The following is a 16,250-nucleotide window of genomic DNA, read 5'->3' as shown; positions in this document are numbered from 1 at the left end:
GGCCCGCCAGCGGAACTCCGCCGCCGGGTCCACGCCGCGCAGGATCAGCATCGCCGCGAGTTCGTCGGCCTCGTACTCCCGGCGCGAGCTGCGGGCGTCCCCGCCCGGCGGGGTGTGCTGGTGGCCGGCCAGCAGGTGGCCGTACTCGTGGCCGAGCACGAAACGCTCCGCCGAGCGGGCCATCAGGAAGCCGAGGGTGCCCGGCGCCTCCGCCGGCCCGCCGGCGTCGCGGCCCAGATAGGCGACCACGGCCTCGGCGAACGCCTCGTCGGCCGCGGCGCGCCGCTGTCGTTGCTGCAGGACGGCCGCCTCGTAGCGGGCCGCGCCGTCGGCGTCCCGCGCGGGCGTCAGCTGGGACGTGACGAGGATGCCGGCCACCCGGTCCAGCAGCGGCCGCAGCCCGGTGTCGAGCAGGATCAGCATGCCGTCGCCGACGCCGTGGGCCCGGGCGTGCGGCGACCGGTGCGGGAACCCGCCGGCGTGGATGCCGCCCGGCACGTCGACACCGCTGGCCGCGAGCGTGCGGCGGATCCCCGCGTCGACCGCGTCGTACGGATTCGCCAGGGTGTAGCCGTCGTCGCGGATCCGGGCCAGCACGTCCGCGCCGATGTCGGCGCGGTCCCGCTCGCTGAGGCCCTCGACGTAGGCGCGGACCGCCCCGCGGGGAAGGGTGCCGTCGGGCATCGGGCGGGCCTCCTGTGCTGGCGCCGGGATTCCGGCATCGCCAGTCTGCACCCGCCGGGCAACCAGTCTGCACCCGCCGGGCGAGACGCGATATGGTCGGGCGTCGATGCACGCGCGGCGATGGGGGATGACGTGAGGCGACTGTGGACAGCGCTGGCGGCGCTGGTGATCCTGGCGACCCCGGTGGTGGTGGCGGGCCCGGCGGTGGCCGCCGACGAGGACATCCTGGCCCGGCTGCGGGCGGTGCCCGGATTGACCGTGGTCGAGGAGCGGGTCGCGCCCGCGCCGTACCGGTTCTTCGTCCTGACCATCACCCAGGCCGCCGATCACCGGCACCCCGCCGCCGGGACGTTCCAGCAGCGCCTGACGCTGCTGCACCGCGGCACGGACCGGCCGACGGTCCTGCACACCACCGGGTACGGCGTGCCCGCCTCGATCTTCCGCGCCGAGCCCACCCGGCTCATCGACGGCAACCAGATCTCCGTGGAGCAGCGGTTCTTCACCCCGTCGCGGCCCGAGCCGGCCGACTGGTCCGACCTGACCATCTGGCAGGCGGCGACCGACCACCACCGCATCGTGCGGGCGCTGGCGCCGCTCTACCCGGCCAACTGGATCTCCACCGGGGCCAGCAAGGGCGGCATGACCTCGATCTACCACCGCCGGTTCTACCCCGCCGACGTGGACGGCACCGTCGCCTACGTCGCGCCCCAGGACGTGGTCAACTTCGAGGACTCGGCGTACGACCGGTTCTTCACCACCGTCGGCACCGACCCGGCCTGCCGGGCCGCCCTGGACGCCGTGCAGGTCGAGGCCCTGCGCCGGCGCACCGCGCTGGTCGCGCGCTATCAGGCCTGGGCCACCGAGAACGGGCGCACGTTCACCATCGTGCGCACCGCCGACCGGGCGTTCGAGTTCATGGTGAACGGCACGACCTGGGCCTTCTGGCAGTACAGCGGCCTGAGCCAGTGCGGGTCGGTGCCGGCGGCGACCGCCTCCGACGAGCAGATCTTCGGCTGGCTGGACGCCGTCTACGGGCTGGACTCCAACACCGACCAGGGCATCACCGGCTACGTGCCCTACTACTTCCAGGCGTCGACCCAGCTCGGCTACCCGGTGATCAAGCTGCCGCACCTGGCGAAACTGCAGCGCTACCGCGGCCAGGACCGCGCCGAGTCGTACCTGCCGCGCGAACTGCACCCGCGCTTCCAGCCCCTGGCGATGGCCGACATCGACCTCTGGGTCCGGCATTCGGCGGGCCAACTGCTCTTCGTGTACGGCCAGAACGACCCGTGGGGCGCCGAACCGTTCCATCTGGGCCGCGGCACCCGGGACTCGCTGTCCTACGTGGCGCCGGGTGCCAACCACGGCGCGAACATCGGCCTGCTGACGCCCCCGGAGGCGGCCACCGCGACCGCCGCTGTGCAGCGCTGGGCCGGCCTGACCGCGACGACCGCCACCGCCCGCGCCGCTGCCCCGGCCGTGGCGCCGTACGACGCGGCCCTCGACGCCTACAACCCCGCCCTGGACCGCCGCTACAACCGCTGACCCTGGAGAACGACCGCCGAGATCGTCAGTCCGATCACCATCGGATGAGCCGCCGGCCGGTCACCGCGGGGGCGCGGTGACCGGCCGGTCTGTGCCGTTCAGAATCTCTTGAACACCGACAGGGCGGGCAGGGCACGGTCGTCGTAGCCGAACAGCGCCTGGTTCTCCCAGCCGTCACCCGACGCCGGGTCGGCCGGGTCCCAGCCAGCTCCCCGCGCCGCCGTCCACGTCGGCTCCCAGTAGTAGACGCCGAGCGCGTTCGGCACCCCGGCGACCACGGTCAGGATGTCGCGCAGCGCGTCGGACTGGCCGCGCGGCGTCGCGGGGTAGCCGCCGGCGGTCGCCAGCGCCGGGTTGAAGATGTTCGTCTCGTGGTCGTTCTCGGCGGTGGTGAAGCCGTACGCCGTCTCCGCGACCATCACCGGCTTGCCGTAGCGGGCCGCCAGGTCCATGAGGTTGGCCTGCAGCGCGCCGAGCGAACCGTGCCAGTAGACGTAGTGCGACACCGCGATCACGTCGAACGGCACGTCGCGGGCCGTCGCCTGGTCGAACCACCAGCGGTGCCCGCCGTTGTTGCCGCCCTCGGCCAGGTGCAGCACGACCTTGGTGCCGGGCGACGCCGCAGTGACCGCCGTGCTGCCGGCGGTGAGCAGGGCGGCCAGGCCGTCCCAGTTGTCCCAGCGGCCGTCCGGCCAGAGCATGCCGCCGTTGATCTCGTTGCCCACCTGGGCCATGGCCGCCGGGGTGCCCTGCGCCCGCAGGTCGTGCAGCACCCGGTAGGTGTGGTCGTAGACGGCCTGCTTCAGCTCCGCGAAGTTGAGCGCGGCCCACGCGGCCGGCTTGTTCTGCTTGCCGGGGTCGGCCCAGGCGTCGGAGTAGTGGAAGTCGATCAGCAGCTGCTGCCCGGCCGCCTTCGCCCGGCGGGCCTGGGCCAGCACGTCCTCGCGGTCGTTGTAGCCGTCGGCCGGGTGCACCCAGACCTTCAGCCGGATGGCGTTGACGCCGTTGTCGGCCAGCAGCCGGAACGGGTCCCGGCGCTGCCCGGCGGCGGTGCGGTAGACCGCGCCGTGGTCCTCGTTCTTGGTCACGTGCGAGACGTCCGCGCCGGTGAGCGCCAGCGGGGTGCCCGGCGCGGTGCCGGTCGGCGCGAAGGTGACGTCGTCGAAGTTGGTCCACTGCCCGGCGGTGGCGTCGGAGTGCAGCACGATCGTGCAGCGCCCGCCGGTCACCTTGACCGTCACCGCGAGCCGGACCCACTCGGCGCCGGTGCGCGGGATCGCGGCCCGTTCCTCGGCCGAGCCGCAACTGTTCAGCCCCACGTACGCCGAAGGCTGGTTGCCGCCGGAGCGCACCCGCAGGCTCAGCGTGTACGTGCCGCGCTTGAGCCCGGTGACCGGCTGGCTGGTGGTGATCCGGTACGCCGTGTCGGCGTAGTGGGTGAGCTGGTAACCGCCGGTGTAGCCGCCGGCCTCGGTGAAGCCGGCCGATCGTGCGCCGCTCTCCGACCAGTCGGTGAGGCCGGACTCGAAGCCGGGGTTGCGCACGTCGCCGGCGGGGGCGGCCTGCGCGGGGGCCGCTGCGATCAACAAGGCCGCAGCAGCGGTGAGGACCAGGGGTGTGCGAAGCATAGGAGCTCCTCGGGAGGGACGGGGGATTATCGACTGCCGCGTCGCATGACGCGGACGCTTCCGGCGGGGACCGGGAGGCCGTCGGCCACCGGGTCACCGGTGAGCAGGTCGACGCCGTCGCCGGGCACGACGACGTCCTGCTGCCCGTGGTTGATCGCGATGAGGTACTCCTGGCCGGCGGAATGCCGCCTGACGATCTCCAGGGACGCGGGCAGGTCCACCGGCGCGGGCAGGCCGGCGGCCGCGGAGACGGTCGCCAGCAGCGCCGCGGTGCCCGCACCGGACAGCCGGGTGGAGACGTAGAACGCCTGGCCCTTGCCGTACTCGTGCCGGGTGATCGCGGGCAGCCCGGCCGCCGGCCCGTCGGCGTAGGACGCGAGCGCCGTCGCGCCCCGCAGTTCCAGGCGCTCCGCCCAGGCGTCGGCGGTCCGGCCGTCGTCCAGCCGGACGGTGCGGCCGGCGGCGAGCGGCTCGAACTCCTCGACGCCGAGACCGAGCAGGTCACGCAGCGCGCCGGGATACCCACCGGGGTGCACGGCGTCGTGCGCGTCGACGATCCCGGAGAAGTACGAGACCAGCAGCGTCCCGCCGGCGTCGACGTAGCTCCGCAGGTTGTCCGCCGCGCCGGGCGTGAGCAGATAGCTGCTCGGCGCCACGACCAGCGGGTACGCCCCCAGCGCGGCCTCCGGGTGGGCGAAGTCCACCGTGCGGTGCGCCCGCCACAGCGGTTCGTAGAACGCCTCCTGCCGCTCCCGGAAGCTCAGCTCCTGCGACGGGCGCCAGGGCAGCTCCAGCCCCCACCACGACTCCCAGTCCCAGAGCAGGGCGACCTCGGCGGTGACCCGGCTGTCGCGCAGCTCGGCCAGATCGCCGAGGGAGGCGCCGAGCGCCACCACGTCCCGCCAGGTGCGGGTGCCGGTGCCGCCGTGCGGCAGCATCGCCGAGTGGAACTTCTCCGCGCCGAACCGCGAGGCGCGCCACTGGAAGAACAGGATGCCGTCGGCGCCGCGGGCCAGGTGCTGCATGCTGTTGCGGCGCATCTCGCCCGGTCCCTTGGCGAGGTTGCGGGGCTGCCAGTTGACCGCGTTGGTGGAGTGCTCCATCAGCAGCCAGGGCCGGCCGTGCGCGACGGACCGGGTCAGGTCGGCGCACATGGCCAGCTCGATGTGGTTGTCGGCGCGCTCGGCCTGCAGGTAGTGGTCGTTGGAGACCACGTCGACCTCGGCGCCCCACTTCCAGTAGTCGATGTTCTTGCAGTTGGCCAGCATGAAGTTGGTGGTGACCGGGACGCCCGGTGACAGCCGGTGCAGGATGTCGCGCTCGCGCCGGAAGTTGGCCAGGTGCGCGTCCGAGGAGAAGCGGAAGAAGTCCAGCTCGTGGGCGGGGTTGGCGGTGGTCGCCGTGATGATCGGCGGCTCGATCTCGTCCCAGTCGCCGAACCGGTGGCTCCAGAACGTGCTGCCCCAGGCCTCGTTGAGCTTGCCCAGGTCGCCGTAGCGGTCGCGCAGCCAGTTGCGGAAGGCCGCGGCCGAGGTCTCGCAGTAGCAGAACGCGTTCACGCCGCCGTACTCGTTGTGGGAGTGCCAGAGCACCAGCGCCGGGTGATCCGCGTAGCGGCGGGCGAGCTGCTCGGTGATCCCCGCCGAGGCCGCGGCGTACGCCGGCGAGCTGGGGCAGAACGACTGCCGGCCGCCGCCGCCCAGCCGCACGCCCTCGCGGGTGACCGGGGCGGAGTCGGGGTGCCGGTGCCGGAACCACGGCGGCGGGGCGGCGGTCGGGGTGGCCAGGTCGACCGCGATGCCCGCGTCGTGCAGCAGGGCGAGGTTGCGGTCGAGCCAGCCGAACTCGTACTCGCCCGGCGCCGGTTCGAGCATCGCCCACGCGAAGATCCCGAGGCTGACCAGGTTGACCCCGGCCTCGCGCATCAGCGCCACGTCGGCGGTCCAGACCTCCTCCGGCCACTGCTCGGGGTTGTAGTCCCCGCCGTAGGCGATCCGGTCCATCCCCGGGATGAGCGGCATGTACGGCTCCGTTCTGTGAGCGCTCCCAACCTTGCACAGGCATGATTACACACCTTCTACCTGCGTAGTTAACGTGATGGCAACTCTTGACACTGCGGCAATGTGGGTTAAGGCTGTGAGCGCTCACAGCCATAGACATCTCTACAGCCATGACATCTGCACAGCCATAGACATCTCGAGGAGAGGTAGCGACCATGAGAGCCAAGTTCGGCGCCAAGCTGCTCGCGGTAGTGCTGGCCGCCGGCCTGAGCGCCGCCTGCACCAGCGATTCCGGTGACACCGACCAGACCGCGCAGCCCGGCGGCAAGGTCGACCTTTCGTTCTGGTCCTGGGCGCCGAACATCGACAAGACCGTCGACGCCTGGAACGCCGCGAACCCCGACATCCACGTCACGCTCAGCAAGCAGGCCGGCGGCGGCGACATCGTCACCAAGCTGCTGACCGCGTCCAAGGCGGGCAACCCGCCGGACCTCGCCCAGGTCGAATACCAGGCGCTGCCCACCCTGGTCAGCAACGACGTGCTGGCCGACATCGCCAAGGAGGCGGCGCCGGTCAAGGACAAGTTCGCCGAGGGGGTCTGGCAGCAGGTCACCCTGGGCACCGACGCGGTGTACGCCATCCCGCAGGACTCCGGCCCGATGATGCTCTACTACCGCGCCGACGAGTTCACCAAGCTGGGCCTGACCGTGCCGAAGACCTGGGACGAGTTCGCCCAGGTCGCCCGTACCGTCCGGCAGAAGGCCCCGAAGAAGTACCTGACCACCTTCTCGGCCAACGACCCGGGCTGGTTCACCGGCCTGGCGCAGCAGGCCGGCGCCTCCTGGTGGGGCATCAACGGCGAGACCTGGAAGGTCAGCGTCAACGACGCGGCCACCAAGAAGGTCGCCGACTACTGGGGTGGCCTGGTCGGCGAGGGCGCCATCGACAACAAGCCGATGTACACCCCGGCCTGGAACAAGGCGCTCAACGACGGCACGCTCATCGCCTGGCCGAGCGCCATCTGGGCGCCCGGCGTGCTGGAGGGCAACGCGCCCGCCACCAAGGGCAAGTGGGCGATGGCGCCGATGCCGCAGTGGGCCGCCGGCGAGAACAAGACCGGCAGCTGGGGTGGCTCCTCCACCGGCGTCACCTCGGGCAGCAAGAACAAGGCCGCCGCGGTCAAGTTCGCCGCCTGGATGAACGCCGACCCGGCCGCCACCGAGCTGCTCATCAAGGAGAGCGCGATCTATCCGGCCGCCCGGGAGGCGCAGTCCAGCCCGCTGCTGCAGCAGCCGCCGGCCTTCTTCGCCGAGCAGAAGGACTTCTACACCTCCGCCAAGGCGATCGCGGAGACCGCGTCCGGCTTCGTCTGGGGACCGAACGTGAACGTCGCCTACGACACCTACAAGGACGCCTTCGGTAAGGCGATCACCGCCAAGACGCCGTTCTCGGGTGCCGTCGACACCATGCAGTCGGCCACCGTGGCCGACATGCAGAAGAACGGCTTCAAGGTCACGAGCTGAGAGGTTTCGTCATGTCATCGGCCGTCACCGGCCGGTCGCGGCGAGGTGCGGCATCCCGCGGGGTGCCGTACCTCTTCCTCGCTCCGGCCATCGTGCTCTTCATCCTCTTCCTGGCGCTGCCCGTCGGGTACGCCGTCTACCTGAGCCTGCGCAAGGTCAAGGTGAGCGGCCTGGGCCTGGGCCGCAACTCCCGCACGGAGATCTTCGCCGGGCTGGAGAACTACCGCACCGCGCTGTCGGATCCGGAGCTGTGGGGCAGCGCCGGCCGGGTGGTCGCCTACGGCCTGACCCTGCTGCCGATCATGCTCGGCCTGGCGCTGCTCTTCGCGCTGCTGCTGGACCGGCCGCGGGTCCGGCTGGCGCGCTTCTCGCGCCTGGCGATCTTCCTGCCGTACGCGGTGCCGGGCCTGATCGCCAGCATGCTCTGGGGCTTCCTGTACCTGCCGGCGGTCAGCCCGTTCACCGACCTGGCCGAGTGGCTGGGGCTGCCCGCCCCCGACCCGCTCACCGGCGGCTCGGTGTTCTTCGCCATCGTCAACATCGCGGTCTGGGGCGGCGTCGGCTTCAACATGATCGTGCTGTTCACCTCGCTGCGGGCCATCCCGGCGGAGATCTACGAGTCGGCCCGGCTGGACGGCTGCACCGAGTTCCAGCTCGCGGTCCGGATCAAGATCCCGCTGTTGCTGCCCTCGTTGATCATGACAACGGTCTTCTCCCTGATCGCCACCCTGCAGGTCTTCACCGAGCCGCTGACCGTGCGCTCGCTGACCAACTCCATCTCGTCGACGTGGACCCCGCTCATGAAGATCTACCGCGACGCGTTCGCGCAGAACGACATCTACTCCGCCGCCGCCAGTTCGGTGCTGATCGCCGGGGTCACCCTCGTGGTCTCGTTCGGCTTCCTGCGCCTGGTGCAGCGGCAGGCCTTCGGCGGTGAGAACCGATGACGGCGCTGGCCACCTCCGCACCGGCGACCGACGGTCGCGCCCCGGCGCCGGGCCGGCGCCGCGACCGGCGGCGGACCGCCTGGCTGCCCACCGCGCTGCTGCTGATCGGGGCGGTGTACTGCCTGCTGCCGCTGGCCTGGGTGGTCGCGGCGGCCACCAAGAGCGGGTCGTCGCTGTTCACCACGTTCACCTTCGCCCCGGGCGGGGACCTGTTCGCCAACTTCGGCGACCTGTCCTCCTACGGCGGCGGCGTGTACTGGAAGTGGCTGATCAACAGCCTCATCTTCGCCGGGGCCGGCGGCCTGCTGTCCGCGTTCGTCTCCGGGCTGTCCGGCTACACGCTGGCCAAGTTCCGCTTCCCCGGGCGCGACGCCATCTTCAACGTGCTGCTCGCCGGGGTGCTGGTGCCCGGCGTGACGCTGGCGATCCCGCAGTACCTGCTGCTGGCGAAGGTCGGCATGACCGACACCTACTGGTCGGTGCTGCTGCCCAGCATCCTCAGCCCGTACGGGATCTATCTGGCCCGGATCTACGCGGCCGCGGCCGTGCCGGACACCGTGATCGAGGCCGCCCGCACCGACGGCGCCTCCGAGGGCCGGATCTTCGGCCGGGTCGCGCTGCCGATGATGCTGCCCGGGCTGGTCACGGTCTTCCTGTTCCAGTTCGTGGCGATCTGGAACAACTTCCTGCTGCCCTTCGTGATGCTCTCCGACGACGACAAGTTCCCGGTCACCGTGGGCCTGTTCACCCTGCTGAACCAGGGCCAGACGGTGCCCGCGCTGTACAGCGTGGTGATCATCGGGGTATTGATCTCGATCGTGCCGCTGATCGCGCTGTTCCTGACGCTGCAACGCTACTGGCGCCTGGACCTGGTCTCCGGGGCGGTGAAAGGCTGATGGCCGCCCCGTCCGGCTGGGCTGAAGACCACCGACCCGGCTGCGCGTGGGTGTGGCCGGGCGGGAGAATGTCACCGTGACCGAGCCCAGCCGACTCCGTGCCCGCCCGACCATGGACGACGTCGCGGCGGTGGCCGGTGTCTCCCGGGGCACGGTCTCCCGGGTGCTCAACGGCGGCCACAACGTCAGCCGGCAGGCCCTCGCGGCGGTCGAGCGCGCGATCAGCAAAACCGGATACGTCGTCAACCAGCACGCCCGCAGCCTGGTCACCCAGCGCTCGGGCTCGGTCGCGTTCATCCTCTCCGAGCCGCAGGACCGGCTCTTCGAGGACCCGAACTTCAGCAACCAGCTGCGCGGCTGCACCCAGGTGCTCGCCGAGCACGACATCACCCTGCTGCTGACCGTGGCGGCCACCGGCGAGGACCGGCAGCGGATCGGCCGCTGGGTCACCGCCGGGCACGTCGACGGCGCGTTGCTGATCTCCAACCACCTGGGCAGCCCGCTGATCGCCGAGCTCAAGGAGCGCGGGCTGCCGTTCGTGGTCTGCGGACGGCCGCTGGGGCACGAGCGTGACGTGACCTATGTGGCCTCCGACGACCGCGACGGCGCCCGGCAGATGACGGAATACCTGCGCTCGACCGGGCGCCGGCGGATCGCCATCGTCACCGGCCCGCTGGACACCCCGGGCGGCGTCGACCGGCTGGCCGGCTACCGCGACGTCGTCGGGCACGGCGACCCGCACCTGATCGCCACCGGCGACTACACCCAGGCCTCGGGCGAGGCGGCGATGACCCGGCTGCTGGCGCAGGCGCCGGACCTGGACGCGGTGTTCGTCTGCTCCGACCTGATGGCGGCCGGCGCGATCACCGCGCTGCAGCGCGCCGGCAAGCGCATCCCGGCGGACGTGGCGGTCGGCGGCTTCGACGACAACCGGATCGCCACCACGACCACGCCGCTGCTGACCACGATCCGCCAGCCGTGGGCCCGGCAGAGCACCGAGATGGTCCGGCTGCTGCTGGCGCACATCGACGGCGCGGAGCACTCGGCCGTGATCCTGCCGACCGACCTGGTCGTCCGCGACTCGGCCTGAGCTAGAGCGCGCCCCGGTCGACGAAGCTGAAGGTGGTGTCGGGCTCGGCGTCGCCGTAGAACTGCACGTAGACCTGGGGCTTCTCGGTTTGCCACTGCAGCGAGCCGTGGGCGTCGTTGTGGATCGTGAACGTCGGCCGGCCCTTGTCGTCCTTCTTACCCGTCGGCGAGATGGCGAACAGGGTCGCCCTCGTGTTCGCGCATTCCGTGGCGACCAGTTCCGCCGCGTCGTCCGGGATCACCTTGACCCCGAGGCAGGGCGGCTCCCCGTCGGTCGGCTTCATCGACTTGATCATGAAGTCCACCCCGGCCGGCACGAGGGCGAACAGCGCGTCCTTGCCGGTGCCGTCGGACGTCACCACCTCGTCGGGGAACGGCATGGCGAGGTCCCGGTCGATCTCCACGAAGTGGATCAGGATGCGCCGGCTCCCGCTCATGATGGCGGCCGTCCCGGTCGGCCTCGGGGCGGCCGCCGGCGCGGACGACGCGGCGCCGCTCGCCGGGCCGGCGCCCGGTGCCGGCTGCCGCGCGGCGCCGTCGCTCGTCTCCACAAACGCGCTCCGGGACAGGGCCCAACCAGCGCCGGCGAGCACGGCGAAGGCGGCCAGGGCGGCGAGGAGCACCCGGAGCCGGCGCCGCGGGCGGGTCGCCACGAGCCCGCCGCTCGCCACGGTCCCGGAGCGCACCGGCGGCGCCACCGGCGCGGACCGCGCGGACGGTGGCCCGGCGTCGGGCGGCGCGGACGCCGGCCGGTCGGCGTCGTCCGGGACCGGGTAGACCGGCAGTGCCATGGTCCGTTCGCCGGTCGCGAGCAGCAGGTCGAGCAGCTCACGGGCGGTGGGCCGGTCGGCGGGGTCCTTGGCCAGGGCCCGGGCGACGATCCCGCGCAGCGGCGCGGGCAGCCCGGAGAGATCCGGCTGCTGGGTCAGGATCCGCATCGCGGTGGCCGGCGCCGAGTCACCCTGGAACGGCGTCCGGCCGGTGGCCGCGAACGCCACCACCGCGCCCCACGCGAAGATGTCGGCCGCCGGGCTCACCCGCAGGCCGGGGTGCTCGTCGAAGCGCTCCGGCGCCATGTAGGCGACGGTGCCGACCATCTGATCGGTACGGGTGTGCTGGCTGGTCGCGTCCAGCGGCCGGGCGATGCCGAAGTCGATCACCTTGAGCCCGCCCAGCGCGAAGAGCACGTTGCCGGGCTTGAGGTCGCGGTGGATGACCCCGGCGCCGTGGATCGCGGTCAGCGCGGTGGCGATGCCGACCGCCGCGCTCTGCAGGGCGGCGGGGGAGAGCGGGCCGTTCCCACGGACGACGTCGGTCAGGGTCGGGCCGTCGACGTACTCGACCACCAGATACGGCGGCTCGTGGTCCAGGTCGGCGTCGAGCACCTCGGCGGTGCAGAACGGCGGCACCTGCCGGGCCCGGTTGACCTCGCTGCGGAAGCGGCCGAGGAACTCCTCGTCGCGGATGAACTCGGTGCGCACCACCTTGACGGCGACCAGCCGGTGCTGCGGCGAGCGGCCCAGGAACACCGTGCCCATCCCGCCGGCGCCGAGCCTGCCCTGCAGCTCGTATCCGCCGAGGCGGACCGGGTCGCCCGGGCGCAGGGGCTGACTCGACAAGGTCTTTCTCCCCACACGCTTCCCGACACGCCGAGGGGCACACTATCGCGCGCCGGCCAGCCCGCTGTGCCCGGCCGCCGGGATCGGCGGTACGCCCGGGCGGGAAGCTCAAGTCGGGCCGGTGCCGACCGATTGACCGAGCGTGCTGACGGGACGGTTCAACCGCGGGTGGTCGCTCTGGATGGGGCTCGGCGGCCTGGTGTGCGTCGGCTATCCGTTCGTGCCGTCCGACTCCGCCCAGGCCATGCTCTCCTGGCTGGTCGGCAGCGCGGCGGTGCTGGTCACGCTCGCCGGCATCCGCCGGCACCGGCCAGCGGGCGCCCGCTGGTGGTACCTCGTGCTGGTCAGCCAGATCTTCTGGGTGCTGGGTGACCTCCTGTACTGGCTGGACGGCCTGGCGCACACCGGGCATCCGTACCCGTCCTGGGCCGACGCCTGCTACCTGACCGCCTTTCCGCCGCTGATCGCCGGCCTCTACGGGCTTGCCCGCAGCCGGCGGCAGCGCCCGCTGGCCGGGCTGGTCGACACGGCGATCATCGCGGCCGGCCTGGGCCTGGTCTACTGGATCTTCGTGATCGGCCCGATCCTCGCGGACCGGGCGACACCGCTGCTCGCCCGCCTGGCCACCGTCGGCTACCCGACCGCCAGCGTGCTGATGATCGCGGTCGTGGCCCGGCTCGCCACCCGGGCCGCCCACCCCACGCCCAGCGCCTGGTTGCTCATCGCCGGCAGCGGGATGACCCTGGCGTCCAACGTCGTCTACACGCTGTTCCCGGCGCTCATGGGCGACGTCGTGTACGTCGGGTTCCTGATCGCCTACGTCTTCTGGGCCGGCGCGGCCCTGCACCCCTCGGTGAGCGCGCCCCCGGTGCCGAGGGCCACGGAACGCTTCGGCAAGAGCCGGCTCGCCGTGCTGACCCTCTCGACGATGGTCGTCCCGGGTGTGCTGTTCGTCCAGGGCGGCGCCGGGACGCGGCCGGTGAGCTGGCTGGCGATCGGGCTCGGTGCCGTGGTGCTGTTCCTGCTCGTGCTGGCGCGGATGTCGGGTTTCGTGGCGCAGGTGCAGACCCAGGCCGAGCAGCTCGAGGTGCTGGCCATGCACGACGACCTGACCGGGCTGGCCAACCGCCGGCTGTTCGAGCAGCGGGTGCGCGCGGCCCTGCGCACCGGCGAGCCGCAGGTGGCGATGCTGGACCTGACCGGCTTCAAGGCGGTGAACGACCGCCTCGGGCACGCCGTCGGCGACCAGGTGCTGATCGCGGTGGCCGGCCGGCTCCGGTCCGGGCTGCGCCCGGGTGCCCTGGTGGCCCGGATGGGCGGTGACGAGTTCGCGGTGCTGGCGCCGGACGCCTCGGACGCCGACGGGGACGCGATGGTGGCCCGGATCTGCGCGGCGCTGCGGGTCCCGATCCAGGTCGGCGCGCACAAGTTGCTGATCGGCGCCGGCGTCGGCATCGCGGGCACGGACGGCACCGACGACCCGGGGGAACTGCTGCGCCGAGCCGACGTCGCCATGTACGCGGCCAAGGCGAGCGGCCGCCAGCACCGCTACACCCCCTGCCTGGACGCCGAGGCCGGCGCGGACGCGCGGTTGGGCGCCGAGATGCGCACCGCGCTGGACACCGGCCAGTTCCGGCTCGTCTACCAGCCCATCGTCGCCCTGCCCGACGCCCACCTCGTCGCCGTCGAAGCCCTCATCCGCTGGCACCACCCCGAACGCGGCCTCATCAACCCCACCGACTTCATCCCCGTCGCCGAACAGAACGGCTTCATCGTCGAACTCGGCGCCTGGATCCTGCACACCGCCTGCACCCAGGCCGTCACCTGGCAACACACCCACGGCACCCACGCACCCGGCCGCATCGGCGTCAACGTCTCCGCCCGCCAACTCGCCGAACCCGGCTTCACCGACCTGGTCGCACACACCCTCACCACCACCGGACTACCCGCACACCACCTGGTCATCGAAGTCACCGAAACCGCCGTCTTCGGCGGCGGCCAAAGCGTCCAGACCGTCAAAGACCTCCGCCACCTCGGCGTCTGCATCGCCCTGGACGACTTCGGCACGGGCCACTCCTCCCTCGGCCTGCTGCAGACCGTCCCGGTCGACACCATCAAAGTCGACAAGACCTTCGTCGACACCATCACCAAGGCCGGCCGGCACGCCGTCATCGCCACCGCCCTGATCCAGGTCGCCGACGGCCTCGGCCTCACCGCCGTCGCCGAAGGCGTCGAAACCGCCGAACAAGCCACCGAACTCCACCGCCTCGGCTACCGCCTCGCCCAGGGCTACCACTTCGGCCGGCCGGTAGCGGAGCCCGACTTCCGGAGGGCCCGCAGCACGGTGGCCGGGTAGCGGCGCTGCCCCCCGCACATCGACGCCAGGCGATAGGGTCAGCTCGACATCTGGTCCCGAGTGCCGGAGGCGTCCCCGATGCGATCAGTCCGAATTCTCCTGCGGGCTCTGACTGCCGGCACCGCCCTGCTCATCACGGTCGCCGGTGCGGCGGTCGCGCAGGCCGCTCCCGTTCCCGTTCCCGCGCCCGCCGCCGGCACCGAGCCGGTCTACGACTACACCCAGGCCGTCCGCGAGCGGGTGTGGGTGCGGACCACGGTGGACAGTGACGCCGACGGCGCGCCCGACCGGGTGGCCGTACGCATCATCCGGCCGCGGACCGAGGACGGCCGCAAGGTGCCGGTGATCTTCCAGGCCAGCCCCTACTACGCGGGGCTCAACGACGTACCGAATCACGACGACATCGACCGCGACGCCGCCGGCGCCCGCCGCAGCGGCGGGAGCGACGCCGACCGGGCGGCCGAGACCGTGACCTTCGCCGGCTACCTCGACAACTACTTCGTGCCACGCGGCTACGCCGTGGTCTTCGCCGACAGCCTCGGCAGCGGCGGGTCCGACGGATGCCCCACCTCCGGCGGGCGCAACGAGACGCTCGGCATGAAGGCCGTCGTCGACTGGCTCAACGGGCGCGCGGCGGCCTTCGACGAGGCCGGGGCGGCCCGTCGCGGGCCGGCTGGTCCACCGGGCGCACCGGCATGATCGGTGTCTCCTACAACGGCACGCTGCCCAACGCGGTCGCCGCCACCGGGGTGCGCGGGCTGGAGACGATCGTGCCCATCGCCGCCATCTCCAGCTGGTACGACTACTACCGGGCCAACGGCGGGGTCGTCGCGCCGGGCGGGTTCCAGGGCGAGGACACCGACGTGCTCGCCAAGGCGGTGCTGACCCGGGCGAATCCGGAGGTCTGCGCCGATGTCATGGCGGCGCTGGAGCGCGATCAGGACCGGGTCACCGGCGACTACAACGCCTTCTGGGCCGAGCGTGACTACCTGCGCGACGTGGCCAAGGTGCGCGCCAGCGTGCTGCTCGTGCACGGGCTGCACGACGACAACGTGCGGACCGGGCAGGCCGGGCAGTGGTGGGACGCGCTGGCGAAGCGGCACGTGCCGCGCAAGATCTGGCTGCACCAGGCCGGGCACACCGACCCGTTCAACATCCGGCGCGCCGAGTGGCTCAGCACCCTGCACCGCTGGTTCGACCAGTGGCTCTACCGGATCGATACCGGGATCATGCGGGAGCCGATGGCCGACGTCGAGGTCGCGCCGACCGTCTGGCGCACCGCGCGCTCCTGGCCGGTGCCGGGCACGCGGCAGACCCCGATGTTCTTCGGTACGGGGGGCACGCTGCGAACCGCCCCGTCCGGCTTCGGCACGCGGGAGTCATTCGTGGACGACCCCACCCAGACCGCCGAGCAGCTGGCCGACGCCGAGCTGACCGCCGATCCGAACCGGCTGGCATACCTGTCCGCGCCGCTGACCCGCGAGACCCGGCTCTCCGGCACACCGACGGTGACCGTCCGGGCCGATCTGGACGGCGCCTCGCCCTACCTGACCGCCCTGCTGGTCGACTACGGTCCCGCCGACCGGTTCGCCGGCGTCCGCACGCTGCCGGTGCAGGACTGCGTCGGCCCCGGCATCCCGGGGGATCCGGGCTGCTTCAACCGCCGGGAGTACGTGACCACGCGCACCGCGTCGGAGATCGTCTCCCGGGGCTGGCTGGACGTGCGCAACCGGCTGTCGAAGGCGCACACCACGCCGATCCGGGCCGGGAAGACGTACACGTTCAGCTGGAAGCTGCAGACCGAGGACCACGTCTTCGCGCCCGGCCACCGGATCGGCCTGGTGCTGATCTCCACCGAGCGCGACCACACCCTGCGCTATCCGGCCGGCACGAAGGTCGGCGTGCGGCTCGGCGCGTCCCGGGTGGTGCTGCCGCTGTCCCGCTGAGTCCGGCGAAAAGTATT

12 protein-coding genes are annotated in these 16,250 nt (G+C 72.2%); 8 read left to right on the top strand and 4 right to left on the bottom strand.

The features are described from left to right. Positions 1–684: ImmA/IrrE family metallo-endopeptidase (locus DMB66_RS44015; protein WP_125810062.1), on the bottom strand; the 684-nt coding region annotated here is incomplete at its 3' end. 132 nt (positions 685–816) lie between these two features. On the opposite strand from DMB66_RS44015, the gene DMB66_RS44010 reads away from it, so the two are divergent. Next, the gene (locus DMB66_RS44010) at positions 817–2,229 is read left to right on the top strand and encodes a S28 family serine protease (protein ID WP_233625276.1); all 1,413 of its coding nucleotides are present in this window, start codon (positions 817–819) and stop codon (positions 2,227–2,229) included. A gap of 98 nt (positions 2,230–2,327) precedes the next feature. On the opposite strand, the gene DMB66_RS44005 is transcribed toward DMB66_RS44010, so the two are convergent. Continuing rightward, a complete protein-coding gene (locus DMB66_RS44005; protein ID WP_125810060.1) occupies positions 2,328–3,857 on the bottom strand; it encodes an arabinogalactan endo-1,4-beta-galactosidase in 1,530 nt (509 codons plus the stop codon). A gap of 26 nt (positions 3,858–3,883) precedes the next feature. Next, the gene (locus tag DMB66_RS44000; protein WP_125810059.1) at positions 3,884–5,878 is read right to left on the bottom strand and encodes a beta-galactosidase; all 1,995 of its coding nucleotides are present in this window, start codon (positions 5,876–5,878) and stop codon (positions 3,884–3,886) included. 194 nt (positions 5,879–6,072) lie between these two features. Between DMB66_RS44000 and DMB66_RS43995 the strand changes: the two genes are divergently transcribed. The 4 genes from DMB66_RS43995 to DMB66_RS43980 all read left to right on the top strand — a co-directional run bounded on the left by DMB66_RS43995 (position 6,073) and on the right by DMB66_RS43980 (position 10,313). Then, positions 6,073–7,380 (top strand): ABC transporter substrate-binding protein, encoded by a 1,308-nt coding sequence (locus tag DMB66_RS43995; protein WP_125810058.1) that lies wholly within the window; start codon positions 6,073–6,075, stop codon positions 7,378–7,380. Positions 7,381–7,391: 11 nt separating this feature from the next. Then, positions 7,392–8,327 (top strand): carbohydrate ABC transporter permease, encoded by a 936-nt coding sequence (locus tag DMB66_RS43990; protein WP_125810057.1) that lies wholly within the window; start codon positions 7,392–7,394, stop codon positions 8,325–8,327. Beyond that, positions 8,324–9,223, top strand: coding sequence for a carbohydrate ABC transporter permease (locus tag DMB66_RS43985; protein ID WP_125810056.1), 900 nt, complete (start codon positions 8,324–8,326; stop codon positions 9,221–9,223). Before DMB66_RS43990 ends, DMB66_RS43985 begins: the two co-directional genes overlap by 4 nt. A 112-nt stretch (positions 9,224–9,335) precedes the next feature. Further along, positions 9,336–10,313 (top strand): LacI family DNA-binding transcriptional regulator, encoded by a 978-nt coding sequence (locus DMB66_RS43980; protein ID WP_125810074.1) that lies wholly within the window; start codon positions 9,336–9,338, stop codon positions 10,311–10,313. Between the two features lies 1 nt (position 10,314). Here DMB66_RS43980 and DMB66_RS43975 read toward each other — a convergent pair whose 3' ends face one another. Beyond that, positions 10,315–11,931, bottom strand: coding sequence for a serine/threonine-protein kinase (locus DMB66_RS43975; RefSeq protein ID WP_233625275.1), 1,617 nt, complete (start codon positions 11,929–11,931; stop codon positions 10,315–10,317). Between the two features lie 142 nt (positions 11,932–12,073). Between DMB66_RS43975 and DMB66_RS43970 the strand changes: the two genes are divergently transcribed. The 3 genes from DMB66_RS43970 to DMB66_RS65385 all read left to right on the top strand — a co-directional run bounded on the left by DMB66_RS43970 (position 12,074) and on the right by DMB66_RS65385 (position 16,233). Beyond that, positions 12,074–14,287, top strand: coding sequence for a putative bifunctional diguanylate cyclase/phosphodiesterase (locus tag DMB66_RS43970; protein WP_370320409.1), 2,214 nt, complete (start codon positions 12,074–12,076; stop codon positions 14,285–14,287). A 78-nt stretch (positions 14,288–14,365) separates the two neighbouring features. After that, entirely contained in the window at positions 14,366–14,986 is a 621-nt protein-coding gene (locus tag DMB66_RS65390) for a CocE/NonD family hydrolase (RefSeq protein ID WP_255441297.1), read from the top strand. Further along, the gene (locus DMB66_RS65385; protein ID WP_255441296.1) at positions 14,983–16,233 is read left to right on the top strand and encodes a CocE/NonD family hydrolase C-terminal non-catalytic domain-containing protein; all 1,251 of its coding nucleotides are present in this window, start codon (positions 14,983–14,985) and stop codon (positions 16,231–16,233) included. Before DMB66_RS65390 ends, DMB66_RS65385 begins: the two co-directional genes overlap by 4 nt. The last annotated feature ends 17 nt before the right edge of the window (positions 16,234–16,250 follow it).

The organism is Actinoplanes sp. ATCC 53533 (genome assembly GCF_003947245.1).
This window is presented reverse-complemented; position numbering and strand designations above follow the sequence as displayed.